Annotated in this window: 10 protein-coding genes; 7 read left to right on the top strand and 3 right to left on the bottom strand. The window is 63.4% G+C overall.

The features are described 5' to 3' along the window. The first annotated feature begins 5 nt into the window (after positions 1-5). The gene (locus tag ACVZUB_RS20355) at positions 6-971 is read left to right on the top strand and encodes an adenosine deaminase (protein ID WP_003945144.1); all 966 of its coding nucleotides are present in this window, start codon (positions 6-8) and stop codon (positions 969-971) included. Between the two features lie 3 nt (positions 972-974). On the opposite strand, the gene ACVZUB_RS20350 is transcribed toward ACVZUB_RS20355, so the two are convergent. Continuing rightward, positions 975-2,288 carry a D-arabinono-1,4-lactone oxidase gene (locus ACVZUB_RS20350; RefSeq protein WP_054781623.1) on the bottom strand — a complete coding sequence of 438 codons (1,314 nt, stop codon included), beginning with the start codon at positions 2,286-2,288 and terminating at the stop codon, positions 975-977. Positions 2,289-2,366: 78 nt separating this feature from the next. Between ACVZUB_RS20350 and ACVZUB_RS20345 the strand changes: the two genes are divergently transcribed. Together ACVZUB_RS20345 and ACVZUB_RS20340 are read left to right on the top strand one after the other, a co-directional pair. Further along, complete coding sequence (locus ACVZUB_RS20345; protein WP_020908434.1) at positions 2,367-3,014, top strand: TetR/AcrR family transcriptional regulator; 648 nt, start codon at positions 2,367-2,369, stop codon at positions 3,012-3,014. Between the two features lie 70 nt (positions 3,015-3,084). Then, positions 3,085-4,260: an amino acid deaminase/aldolase gene (locus ACVZUB_RS20340; RefSeq protein WP_166502483.1), complete on the top strand. Its 1,176-nt coding sequence runs from the start codon at positions 3,085-3,087 to the stop codon at positions 4,258-4,260. A gap of 29 nt (positions 4,261-4,289) precedes the next feature. Here the strand turns inward: ACVZUB_RS20340 and ACVZUB_RS20335 are convergent, their stop codons facing one another. Beyond that, entirely contained in the window at positions 4,290-7,733 is a 3,444-nt protein-coding gene (locus tag ACVZUB_RS20335) for a TM0106 family RecB-like putative nuclease (RefSeq protein ID WP_482627704.1), read from the bottom strand. Between the two features lie 83 nt (positions 7,734-7,816). On the opposite strand from ACVZUB_RS20335, the gene ACVZUB_RS20330 reads away from it, so the two are divergent. Beyond that, positions 7,817-8,458, top strand: a complete 642-nt coding sequence (locus tag ACVZUB_RS20330) for an alpha/beta hydrolase (RefSeq protein WP_003945142.1) — start codon at positions 7,817-7,819, stop codon at positions 8,456-8,458. A 5-nt stretch (positions 8,459-8,463) separates the two neighbouring features. On the opposite strand, the gene ACVZUB_RS20325 is transcribed toward ACVZUB_RS20330, so the two are convergent. Further along, a complete protein-coding gene (locus tag ACVZUB_RS20325) occupies positions 8,464-9,081 on the bottom strand; it encodes a cysteine hydrolase family protein (protein ID WP_030536921.1) in 618 nt (205 codons plus the stop codon). 92 nt (positions 9,082-9,173) lie between these two features. Between ACVZUB_RS20325 and ACVZUB_RS20320 the strand changes: the two genes are divergently transcribed. The 3 genes from ACVZUB_RS20320 (at position 9,174) to ACVZUB_RS20310 (ending at position 12,316) form a co-directional block, all read left to right on the top strand. Next, the gene (locus ACVZUB_RS20320) at positions 9,174-9,875 is read left to right on the top strand and encodes a FadR/GntR family transcriptional regulator (protein WP_030536920.1); all 702 of its coding nucleotides are present in this window, start codon (positions 9,174-9,176) and stop codon (positions 9,873-9,875) included. Beyond that, the gene (locus ACVZUB_RS20315; RefSeq protein ID WP_482627703.1) at positions 9,872-11,242 is read left to right on the top strand and encodes an FAD-binding oxidoreductase; all 1,371 of its coding nucleotides are present in this window, start codon (positions 9,872-9,874) and stop codon (positions 11,240-11,242) included. Before ACVZUB_RS20320 ends, ACVZUB_RS20315 begins: the two co-directional genes overlap by 4 nt. A gap of 78 nt (positions 11,243-11,320) precedes the next feature. Further along, entirely contained in the window at positions 11,321-12,316 is a 996-nt protein-coding gene (locus ACVZUB_RS20310; protein ID WP_482628544.1) for an NAD-dependent epimerase/dehydratase family protein, read from the top strand. The last annotated feature ends 1 nt before the right edge of the window (position 12,317 follow it).

Genomic DNA, 12,317 nt, shown 5'->3' with positions numbered 1-12,317 from the left:
CCGACATGGCTACACCTGTCGCAGAGCTGCACATGCACATCGAGGGTTCTCTGGAACCCGAACAGATTTACCGACTTGCCGAGCGCAATCGAATGGACTTGCCGTACAAGGACATCGACGATCTGAAGTCGAGGTACGAGTTCACCGATCTGCAGTCGTTCCTCGATCTCTACTTCGCCAACATGGCCGTCCTGCGCACCGCGGAGGATTTTGCCGACCTGACGCGAGCGTACTTCCGCCGCGCGGCTGCCGCCGGCGTCGCGCATGCCGAGTTCTTCTTCAATCCACAGGCGCACGTGGTCCGTGGTGTTCCGCTGACCGAGGTCCTGGACGGGATCATGGATGCGGTGGCATCGAGTGAGCGCGAGTTCGGGCTCAGCAGCGCGGCAATCGCCGCCATCCTCCGAGATCAGCCCGTCAAGGACGCCGAGGAGATCTTCTCCGAGATAATTCGCCTGCAGGCTCCGATCGTCGGGCTCGGACTCGACTCCGCGGAGGTCGGCAACCCGCCGTCACTGTTCGAGGACGTGTTCGCCCGCGCGCGTGCCGAGGGTTTGCACGTTGTGGCTCACGCCGGTGAAGAGGGACCGCCCGAGTACATCTGGCAGGCGCTCGACATTCTCGGCGCCGAGCGGATCGACCACGGAGTCCGGGCACTCGAGGATCCTGCCCTGATCGAGCGTCTGGTCGACGAGGAGATTCCACTGACGGTCTGCCCGTTGTCGAACGTTCGTCTGCGGGTGTTCGATTCGCTGTCGGATCATCCGCTTCGATCGATGCTCGAGATGGGTTTGATCGTCACGGTCAACTCCGACGACCCGGCCTACTTCGGGGGATATGTCGACGACAATTTCACCGAACTGGGCCGAGCCCTGGGTCTGACGGAGGCCGAGCGAGACACCCTCGCCCGGAACTCGATCAAGGCCTCGTTTGCGAGCGATGCGCGAAAAGCGGAACTACTGCGGCACTGACCGTCAGTCGCCGAGCACCTGACGCAAGTATTCGTTGTCGAACACACGATTCGCGTCGTACTTGTCTCGAACGGCGACAAAGTCGTCGAGTCGGTCGTACGTCGGACGCAGGTCGTCGACGGTCCGGTTGTGCATTTTTCCCCAATGCGGCCGGCCGTCGACGGCGCGCGCGATGGCTTCCACCGCGGCGAAGTACTCCGTTTCGGGTCGGCGGTGGTACTGGTGTACGGCGATGTATGCGGTGTCGCGTCCGTGAGCAGTGGAGAGCCAGAGGTCGTCGGCGGCAGCAAAACGTACTTCGACGGGGAATGCGACGTTGGTTCCGGACTTCTTCATCCAGCGGTCGATTTCGTGGAGTGTCTCGGTGACGTGTTCGCGGGGGATCGCGTATTCCATCTCCTTGAACTTCACCCGGCGCGAAGACGCGAATACTCGGTAGCTGCGATCGGTGAACTCCCGGGCGCCGAGCAATCGAGACGACACGTTGTTGATTCTCGGGATCGCGGCCGGCGCCAGGGTGGCAACGCGGTTGACGCCTTCGAAGAGTGTGTTCGAGAGGAGTTCGTCGTCGACGAACGCGCGGACCTTGCCCACTGGATCGGGTTCGGTATCTCCGGGCAGTCGCGTATTGCTCTTCGTCAGGACACGGTCGGTGTGCGGAAACCAGTAGAACTCGAAGTGGTCCAAGCCCAGACGATCGCTCTCGAGGGTGTCCAGTATGTGAGACAGCGTGTCGGGTTCCTCGATTGCGCGAAGTGTGAATCGCGGGACGCAGGCGAGAGTGATCTTCGAAATGATGCCGATTGCGCCCAATCCGAGGCGGCCTGCTTCGAACAATTCGACGTTTTCGTCGGCGCTTGCGGTAACGACGGATCCGTCGGCGAGAACGATCTCGATTCCGCGAATCTGCGTGGCGATACCGCCGAATCGTGCGCCGGTGCCGTGTGTGCCGGTGGACGTCGCGCCGGCCAGTGACTGGACGTCGATGTCACCGAGATTGGCCATCGCATATCCGCGTTGCCACAAGGCGTCGTTGAGAGCATGAAGGCGAGTGCCTGCAAAAACAGTGACCAGCGCACCGTCGTCGGTCGGTGTGATCGAGTCGATTCCGCTCAAGTTGTCCAGGCTGACGAGGACACCGTCAGTGACCGCGACACCGGTGAACGAGTGGCCGGCGCCGACGGCCTTCACACGTTGGCCACGCGAAGCGGCCTCGGCGACCAACGACGAAAGTTCACGGGTATTTGTCGGCGTCGCAAAGCGACGCGGCGCGGCGCTTTGAGTGCCCGCCCAGTTCTGCCAAGTGTCCGAAGCCATTACGCAATAATGTACTTGGACGGTCGTCCAGGCAAGTATTGCGCGAAGATTTTGTCATTTGCGTTCTACGATCATTGGATGCTGAACAGGCTCCCGGCGGACGAACGCCGCACACAATTGGTCGAGTCCGCCTTGTCTATTGCGGAACAGCGCGGTGTCAGTTCTGTGACGGTAAGGGCGGTGGCAGAGGAGGCCGGGGTATCGCTCGGCGTCGTTCATTACTGCTTCGAGAGCAAGGAAGCGCTGATCGCGGCAATGGGTGAAACGCTCATTCTGCAGCTCAGTGCGTCGATGCAGTATGCGTTCGCGCAGGTCCGCCATGCGCCGGATCTCAGTGGCGTGCAGGGGCTCAGGGAATTGCTGCACATCGGCCTGACCGGAATGTGGCCGACCATCGAGGCAACCCCGGATCGCCAGTTGTTGACCTACGAAATTACCGCGCAAGCACTGCGTAGTCGCAATCTCGGAGCCGAACGTGCTGGGGCGGTTGCATTTGAGCAGTACCGAATCATGGATGAGCTCGCGGTGTCGTTTCTCGAAGAGTGCGCCAAGATATCGGGCACGGTGTGGACGGAGCCGTTGAGTTCGATTGCGCGACTGAGTCTTGCGATGATCGACGGCCTTGTTCTGCGATGGCTGGTCGATCGTGACTCCGACGCGACTATTGCCGAGTTCGGAGAAATGGTTCAGGTAATCGCCAACAAAGCCGTGGTCGCGCCTCAGTAGAACCGCCATCCTGGACATACGTCCAGGATTGGTGATTGACTGGTCGCACGCCGCGACGATTGGATCATCTGTGACCAGGACCCTTGATCGACTCACTGCTGCCACGCGAGAACTCGACCCGCCTCTGGCTGCTCTGGATCTGACCACACTGCGCAGTAATGCAGCCGACCTGGTGCGCCGCGCCGGTGGAACCCCGGTGCGAGTGGCGAGCAAATCGGTTCGTTGTCGGACGGTTCTGGCTGAAACTCTCGGCGACACACTGACCGCGTCCGGCGGATTCCGCGGAATCATGGCGTACTCACTGCGCGAGGCTCTGTGGCTGGTCGGGCTCGGCGCACGGGACATCCTGATGGGGTACCCGACCGCCGATCGTGGCGCCATCGCGGATCTCGCTGCCGACGACACCGCTCTCGCATCGATCACCTTGATGGTCGACGACGATGCGCAGTTGGACCTCATTCGTTCGGCGTCGACGGGGGATGCGCCTGTCCGCGTGTGTCTCGACGTCGACGCGTCACTGCGGATCGGCCCGATCCATCTGGGTGTACGACGCTCGCCGCTGCGCGAACCTGCCGCGGTCGCCGCACTCGCGGCGCGTGCGCGCCAACGCGGATTCTCCGTCGTCGGAGTGATGTTCTACGAAGCCCAGATCGCCGGCCTCCCGGACACCAGCGCTCCGATCGGTTGGGTCAAGAAGGCCTCTGCCCGCGAACTGGCGTCCAGAAGGGGCGCTGTGGTCGCGGCCGTCACCGATGCCGTGGGTGCACTCGAGATCGTCAACAGCGGCGGTACGGGGTCGCTGGAGGTCAGCTCGGCCGATCCTGTGGTGACCGAGGTAACAGCAGGCTCCGGACTGTACGTACCGACCCTGTTCGACCGCTACCGTGCCTTCCGTCCCGATCCGGCGCTGTTCTTCGCACTGTCGGCCGTGCGCAAGCCGACGCCGTCCGTCACGACCCTTTTCGGCGGCGGATACATCGCGTCGGGACCTGCCGGAGACACCCGCGTTCCGTCACCGGTCTGGCCCGCTGGTCTCAAACTGCTCCGCAACGAAGGAGCCGGCGAAGTCCAGACGCCGGTCACCGGGAAGGAAGCCGGAAACATCGCGATCGGCGACCGCGTGTGGTTCCGTCACGCCAAGGCCGGCGAGCTGTGCGAGCGCTTCGACCGCGTGTACGTGGTCGAAGCCGACGGCACCCGAACCTCGGTTCCCACCTATCGCGGCGAAGGGCAGTGCTTCGGGTAAGGCAGTGCTTCGGGTAAGACAGGCTTCGGCTAGCTCGTCAGCCTCATGAACGCGCCCAGTTCGACCAATCCCGCAGGCGTACTGGGCATGTACTGCGTCAACGCGTGCGATCGAACGATGATCGCGCACCACTTGCCGCGTGAGACAGCAACATTGAGACGGTTTCGCGACAGCAGGAACGACATCCCTCGCGGGACGTCCTCGACGGCAGATGCGGCCATCGACACGATTGCCACCGCAGCCTCGCGGCCCTGGAACTTGTCGACGGTCCCGACCTCGACCTCCGTGAGACCGGCCTCGGTGAGATCGCGCTCGACGGTGCCCACCTGGGCGTTGTACGCCGCGACCACGAGAATGTCCGACTGCTCCAGCGGCCTGGTTCCCTCGAACTCGCTCGGGTCGGTCCAAGGCGTGCCGAGAAGGCCCTGGATCTGGCGAGCGATTTCCTGGGACTCTTCCGGGGAGTAGGTGGAATTGCCGCGGTGATCGACGAACACCGTGTGTACTCCGGCAGCGAGTCCGTCGAGCTTCCTTGCCGCACTGACGGTTTCCTGGGAACGCAGCTTGCCCTCGTACGACAATGCGGACACGGGCGCACACAGATCCGGGTGCATCCGCCACGTTTTCTCGAGGAAGTAGCCGAGTTCGGGTGGCAGTGCGCCGTGTCCCTCGGCGAGCCAACCGAGTGCCGATTCGTCGACAGGTTCGGGGTGAGTACCTTGGCTCACCTGCGGCAACTGCTGCGGGTCGCCCAGCAGCAACAGGTTTCGCGCGGAAATCGCGACGGCAATGGTGTTCGCCAGCGCGAATTGACCTGCCTCGTCGACCACGAGCAAGTCCAAACTGCCGGCGGGAACACGATCGGTATTCGCGAAGTCCCATGCAGTGCCGCCGATGACGCAGCCGACGCCTTCCGCTTCGGCGATGAATCCGGCGTATTCCTCGGACGCGATGTCCTGCCATTCCGCGGTCTTGCTGCGGCTGCCCTTCTTTGCGACCAGTGCGGGGTCCACGCCGGCCTTCAGAATGCCGCCAAGCATGTTCTCGACCACCGAATGTGATTGTGCCACCACGCCGATTCGCCAATGGTGTTGTTCGATCAGTGTCTTGACGACACGAGCGCCCGTGTAGGTTTTGCCGGTACCGGGAGGACCTTGCACCGCCACGTAGGAATCGTCGAGGTCGAGAAGTGCGGCGGTGATGGCGTCGGCGTAGTTGTTGTCGGTGCCGACAGGTGGCAGCGGTGAACCCGAGAGGGTTCTCGGGGTGCTGCGCCTGAGAATGTCGACTGCCGCGATGTGTGGCAGTTCGGGCAGGCTCTCGCTGGCGTCGGACGCGGCAGCGGCGATGGACTTCTCCATGCGTCCGGTGGGAATCGGACGACCAGGTGCCAACGCGACCGGGGAATCGATGTATTCGTCACCGCTGAGCAGTTCTTCCACGGTGACCACGTCGAGCCCTTCGGACTTGACCACGGCGGTGACCTTGACGCTGCTGGTGCCGCGTTGGGTGGGGTTCTCGCTTGCAACGGCATCGGGGGAGGGGGTTGCGTAGAGAGCGAACAAATCACTGCCCGGACTCAAAGATGTTCCGGTGCCGAAACTTCCGGTCAATTGGATGTGGCGACGAAACTTCTTCTGCCGCGCGGTGCTCTTGTGCCAGTCCGCTTCGATTTCGGACTGTTCGACCACCATGACGTCGCGGATGTCCACCAGGTCTTCGATCGGTGTGACCAATCGGTCGAAGTGGGCCCACCAGTACGGCTTCCGCTCGCGATTGTGGTACCCCACCGCAGCAGCCAGTAGAGCAGCTGCCTGCTGATCGGGGGTACGCGCCGAACCTGCCTTGTGTCCTGCGAATTCGCGGAGCGCGATCTCCGATTCGGTGAGCTCCTCGAGTGGAATCTTGATCTGCCCGGTCGGCTCACGAAGTTCGACGCCGTGTTCTGCGGCGCGCTCGGCAAGCCAATCGCGCAGGCGCAGAGTGGATTCGCAGTCGTATTCGTTGTAGTCGGAGATGCCCTGAAGAAGTTCCCTGGCCTGGTCGGCTTGTCCGCCGTCGCGCAATTCGCAGTAATCGGCATAAGCGACAACCGAAGCGGCGGCATTGGTCACGTCGCCGTCGCGGCCGTGCTCACCCATGTAGAGCGGCTCGAGTTTCTTGATGCTGTACGAGCGTTGTCCGATCCGCAGGCAGGCACGGACGATCGGGTACAGGTCCACGAGCACGTTCTCGCTGAGCAGGGTGTCCACCGTTTGCTCGCCGACACCGTGACGTGCGGCCAAGCGCAACAGCGCCGATTTCTCGTACGCGGCGTAGTGGTAGATGTGCATGCCTGGATGAGCTTCTCGACGCGCGGTGACGTAATCGAGGAAGTCGAGGAGCGCCTGGCGCTCACCCTCGCGATCGTGTGCCCAGAACGGCTTGAACACGTAGTCGTCCGCAGGCCCTTCGACCACACCGAACAGATACTCCAACCCCCAATCGGTGGACCCGTCCTCGGCCCAGAGCGGATCGCCCTCGAAGTCGAAGAAGATGTCGCCGTCGTCGGGGATGGGGAGTCCGCCGAGCGCCGAGGGTTCGTAGACCTCGAATTCGGCGTCGCCGGACACTTCCTGGCGTAGTTGAACCGCTGCCTGTGCACGGAGCTTGTCGAGTGTTTCCCGGCGGATTCCCTCGACTGGGCCGGTGCTCGCGGCGAGTTCGTCAATTGTCGTGATCCCCGCGACGATCAGCTGTTCACGCTGATTGCCGCGGACACCCGCAACCAGCAGCAGGTCTCGATGGCTTTCGACCTCGACGCTGCAGGTGTCGCATCGACCACAACGCAGGTACCGATCGTCGAGCCACTGTGTCGGTTTCCCCTCGGCGCGGTGCTCGTCGAGGACTCGTTCGAGTTCAGCTCTACGTGCCGCGAATACCGGCGCGATGTCTCCGATGTCGTGCGACGACGTGCTGCCGTCGCCTAGCAGTAGATGAACTTGATCGGAGGCGGCGATTGCATTGCGCTCCAACGCATCCGCGTATGCGGCGAGTTGTAGAAGTGCCGACACCTTGGCGTGCCGGGAGAGCTTGCTGTCGTAGACCGCGTAGGTGTCGCCTTCGCGGACGAGGAAATCGCAGAACCCGAGGAATCGGCCGTCGAAAAAGGTTCCCTGATAAATGACTGGCGCGCCCGATCGTGCTGCCTCGACGGTGGCCAACGTGGCAGCGGTCAGGCCTGCGCGTGAGTGTTCCGGTCGCGGCATGACGACGACGCCGTCTCCGTGCTGATCGATGAACTTCTGAAGCTGTTCGCGCTCGTGCGAGTCGCCGAGGCTCGACGTCCGTTCGAGCATCGGATCCGCCTCGGCGGCCTCGGCCGCGATCAGACCGGTACGGGCGTCGAGTTGCCGCAGCAGTGCGAACTCGCACGAGGCCGCAGCCGAGAGGTCGCTGGCGCTGTAGACGATCTGATCATCGAGTAGGAACACAGGGCGATTGTGCCATCGCTCACCGACAAGGCAACCCACCAGTAATCGCTCACGAGCCGCGGATACCGGTAGCGGCGTGCAGAATGACGATCATGCCTTTCTTCGACGGACGAACCGGTCAGGTGCACTTTCGGCATTGGCCGGCGGCAGGGGGTGCGGTGCCCACGGTGTCACTGGTCTTTCTGCACGGTCTCGGCCAGCACAGCGGCCAGTATCACCGCTTCGCGGGCGCAATGACGGCGTCGGGGATCGACGTGTGGGCGATCGATCACACCGGGCACGGTTTGTCGGAGGGTGATCCGGGAGTCGGGGCTCCGCTCTCCGATCTTGCTGCCGATGCAGCCGCGCTGGCTGACATCGCCTTGGCGGAACTGCCCGAAGTTCCGCAGGCGGTGATGGGTCATTCGTTAGGTGCCGTGACGGCGCTGACGATGCTGGCTCATCGCGATCACGATTTTGCCTCCGCAGTGCTGTGCGGCATCCCGCGCAGTGCGGTCGAGCAACACGGGTGGGCGGAACTCTCCGACGCGGGCATCCCAGTCCTGGTCGTTCACGGTACCGACGACCGGATCGCCCCGGTCGATCCCGTCCGGGACTGGGCGCGGACGCTGCGCAACGTCGAGATGCGCGAGTTCGAGGACGCCGGTCACGACCTGCTGCACGAGAAGGTTCACGCCAGTGTCACCAACGTCAGCCGTGAATTCCTTCTCGCGCATTCCAGGTAGTCCTCTCAGGAGAGCGCGCCGAGCACCTCTTTCGACGTGACGGGGTGCGAGAACATCGGGTAGTCGTAGGTGATTGCGTTCTCGTGTTCGGCGACCGAAGTGCCTGCCACGCAATCGGTGAGTGTGATGACCCGGTAACCGTTCTCGTATCCGGTGCGCATGGTCGATTCGACGCAACAGTTGGTCAGGAAGCCGCCGAGAAGGATCGTGCGAATTCCTTTGCTGCGCAGAATGAAATCGAGGTTGGTGCTGGCAAAAGTGTCGAGTCCGCGCTTGCCCTCGATGACGATGTCGCCGTCTTTCGGAGTGAGGTCGTCGACGATAGCGGCGCCCCACGAACCTTTCACGAAAGCCTTTCCGTCGACGACGCCCTTGAGGATTCCGTACGGATGCGAGGTGATTTCGTTGTACCCCTCGGCGAAGGTGATCGGTGCGTGCATCACGGTGACACCCGCCGCCCGGGCCGCATCGACCAGCGCGGCGGTGTTCGCGAGGAGTCCGTTCGATTCCATGACTGGTGCGACGGCCTCGTGGAGGACACCGCCCTCGGTGGTGAAGTCGTTCTGGTACTCGATGAGCACGACGGCGGTGGTCGCGGGATCCAATTCGAGCTTGTCGGTCATGGTCGGCACCTTCTCTGTTGTGGTCCGGGTCACGAATCTCCTCAATTAAACAGTTTGTCAGACAAGCAGGCAAGGGGTGGTAGCGTCGCGGCATGGATACGACTCCGTTGTCGCGCATGCCGCTCAGCCTTGCCGTGTCGGGAAGAATCCGTGCTGCCATACTCGACGGCTCGCTTCCCGTCGGCGAGGCATTGCCGACCGAACAGGAACTCGCGCAGACGTTCTCGGTGGGGCGATCGACGGTCCGTGAGGCGCTTCGTGTCCTGCAAGCGCAGGGATTGTTGACCGGCGCGGACACCACTTCTACTGCCAGGCCTCGGGTGACGCACGAGCATACGGCCGATTCCGCGGCCACAGCTCTCAGCACGGCGTTGCAGGTGGGTGCAGTTCCATTGGGCGATCTTGTCGAATTGCGAGTGCTGCTCGAAGCTGCTGCGCTGCGCACTGTCGTCGCGGTGCCGAACGGCGCCCGGGATGCGATCGAGCGGATGCGCGTCGCAACCCTTGCCGACGACTCGGTCGCATTCCACGACGCCGATGTCGACTTTCACGTTGCGCTGGCCGGAGCCGGCGGGAACAAGGCGTTCGGGTTGGTCATGACGGTTCTCCGCGACAGCATCGCCGGCTACCTGCTGAGTGAACTCGACTCGCGCGAGAACTCGGCGGCCACGCTCGGCGCACTGCTGGCAGAGCACGAGGGTATCGCCGACGCGATCGAGCGCGGTGCAGTTGACGAGGCTGCCGTTTTGGTCGAGCGCCATGTGCGCGGATTCTACGAAGGACGAACACAATGACCACGAGTATCGATCTGTTGGGCGAGCGTCTGCAGAAAGCGGTGGGGGACAGGGCGACAACCGATCCCGACCGAATGGGTGCGTACGTCCGGGATCAATCACTGCTCACCGCAGCCGGAAGGCCCGCCGCGCTGGTCAAGGCGAAGACGGTCGACGACGTCGTTGCGGTCATGGCGGTGGCCCACGAACTCGCCGTTCCGGTGGTGACACGAGGGGCAGGTACCGGGTTGGCCGGCGCCGCCAACGCACTCGACGGATGCATCGTCTTGAGCGTCGCGGGCATGGATCGAATTCTCGAGATCGATCCTGCCGCGCGCACCGCCACGGTGGAGCCCGGAGTGATCAACGGTGACCTGGCGGAAGCTGCTGCACAGCAGGGTCTTTGGTACGTACCGGATCCGGGAAGCCGGTCCATCTCGAGTATCGGCGGCAATCTGGCGACAAATGCAGGCGGCATCTGTTGCACCAAGTACGGCGTCACCGGTGATCACGTTGCGGCCCTGACGGCGGTACTCGCCGACGGGCGTGTGATCCGTACCGGTGCACGGACGCGCAAAAACGTTGCGGGGCTGGACCTGACACATCTGCTCGTCGGGTCGGAGGGCACTCTCGCGGTCATCGTCGAAGCCACGATGCGGTTGCGTACGGCGCCCACTGCCGCGACCACTGTGGTCGCCTTCTTCGATTCCGCGGAGTCCGCGATCGATGCCGTCCTCGCCGTGTCGGCAGTGGCCGAACCGTGTCAGATGGAGTTGATGGACGACGTCACCATCGGCGCCGTCAATCGGCTGACCAAGATGGGGCTGGACGAATCGGCCGGGGCGATGCTGCTCATCCAGTGCGACGGTAGGTCGGCGGCCGCCGAGGCAGCGGACTGCGCCGCGGCGTGCGAAAGCGCCGGGGCCCGAGAGGTTTTCCACACCGACGATCCGGTGGAAGGTGAAGAGTTCACCGCCGCGCGCCGCATGGCCTTGCCGGCTCTCGAGGCGTTGGGCACGGTACTTCTCGACGACGTCGCGGTGCCAGTGCCGGCGTTGCCGTCCATGTTGGAATGCATTCGTGAAGCGGCCGATCGCCACGGCGTCACGATCGGAACCTTCGGTCACGCCGCCGACGGCAATCTCCACCCGACCATCGTGTTCGACGCTGCCGAATCGGGTGCGCAGGATCGTGCGCGCGGAGCTTTCGACGACATCGTTGCCGGCGCACTGGCGTTGGGCGGAACGATCAGCGGTGAACACGGTATCGGGGTTCTCAAAGCGCCGTACATGGCGGACATGGTCGGCCAGACCGAACGCGAAATGATGCTTGCAGTCAAGGCCGCATTCGATCCGAAGAACGTTCTCAATCCCGGACGAGGTATCTGAGCGGTTCGTCCGTGCCTCAGTCGCCGGAAATTGCGCTACCAGACGAACGTGTTGCCGCACGACGCTTTTCAAGTGACGATGGCCCTCATGAAGCTGTTGATGCTCGGAGGAACACGGTTCCTCGGCCACGCTCTCGTCGATGACGCTTTGGTCCGGGGCTGGGAGGTGACAGTGCTCCATCGTGGGCTCACCGGAGCGCCACCACCTACAGCGGAGGTCCTGTTTGCGGATCGCACCGATCAGCGTGCGATGGTTGATGCGCTCGGTGATCGTCGATGGGATCTTGTCGTCGACACCTGGTCGGGTAGCCCCCGAGTGATCGGGGAAAATGCGCGCGTCTTACTCGGTCACGTCGACCGGTACGCATACATCTCCAGTGGATCCGTCTACCAATGGGGCTTGCACGTAGACGAGACCTCACCAGTGGTGGCCGCATCCGCGACCTCCGATGACTACAGCGATTACGCGTCCGCCAAACGCGGGGCCGAACTCGCTGTCCTGGAATCCTTCCCGGACGCGTTACTCGCGAGGGCAGGGTTGATCCTCGGCCCGCGCGAGGACATCGGGCGGTTGCCGTGGTGGCTGCAGCGTATCGCGGCGGGCGGACGTGTCGTTGCTCCCGGAGTGCCGACCAGACCGTTGCAGTACGTCGATGCCCGCGACATCGCAACCTTTGTCCTGGCCGGACTGGCCGCCGGGATCAGCGGGGCATACGACGTCATCAGCCCGTCCGGCCACACCACTACCTCCGGACTCCTCCAGGCGTGCGTGGTTGCCACCGGTTCGGACGCTGAACTCGTGTGGATCGACGAGGACAGGCTGGCCGCTGCGGGAGTGCAGCCGTGGACACAACTTCCGTGTTGGGTTCCGCAAGAAGGCGAGTTCGCGGGCTTCCTCGAAGCCGACACCGCCAAGGCGGGGCAAGCAGGGCTGCGGTGCCGGCCCGTCGAAGACACCGTGCGCGATACCTGGGAGTGGATGCAGCGGGAAACTCTGCCGACTCAGCGGGAGGATCGTGCGGTGCACGGCCTTCCATCCGAGATCGAAAAGGAACTACTCTCCGCCGGACAGTGAA

The organism is Rhodococcus sp. OS5 (assembly GCF_056837585.1).
Note: the sequence above shows the minus strand (reverse complement) of the source record. Positions and strands in the feature narration are given on the sequence as shown.

Bases quoted from the DNA above. Each gene is read 5' to 3' on its own strand.
- ACVZUB_RS20350 (WP_054781623.1), bottom strand. From the start codon at position 2,288: ATGGCTTCGGACACTTGGCAGAACTGGGCGGGCACTCAAAGCGCCGCG.
- ACVZUB_RS20345 (WP_020908434.1), top strand. From the start codon at position 2,367: ATGCTGAACAGGCTCCCGGCGGACGAACGCCGCACACAATTGGTCGAG.
- ACVZUB_RS20315 (WP_482627703.1), top strand. From the start codon at position 9,872: ATGACCACGAGTATCGATCTGTTGGGCGAGCGTCTGCAGAAAGCGGTG.
- ACVZUB_RS20330 (WP_003945142.1), top strand. From the start codon at position 7,817: ATGACGATCATGCCTTTCTTCGACGGACGAACCGGTCAGGTGCACTTT.
- ACVZUB_RS20355 (WP_003945144.1), top strand. From the start codon at position 6: ATGGCTACACCTGTCGCAGAGCTGCACATGCACATCGAGGGTTCTCTG.
- ACVZUB_RS20325 (WP_030536921.1), bottom strand. From the start codon at position 9,081: ATGACCGACAAGCTCGAATTGGATCCCGCGACCACCGCCGTCGTGCTC.
- ACVZUB_RS20320 (WP_030536920.1), top strand. From the start codon at position 9,174: ATGGATACGACTCCGTTGTCGCGCATGCCGCTCAGCCTTGCCGTGTCG.
- ACVZUB_RS20310 (WP_482628544.1), top strand. From the start codon at position 11,321: ATGGCCCTCATGAAGCTGTTGATGCTCGGAGGAACACGGTTCCTCGGC.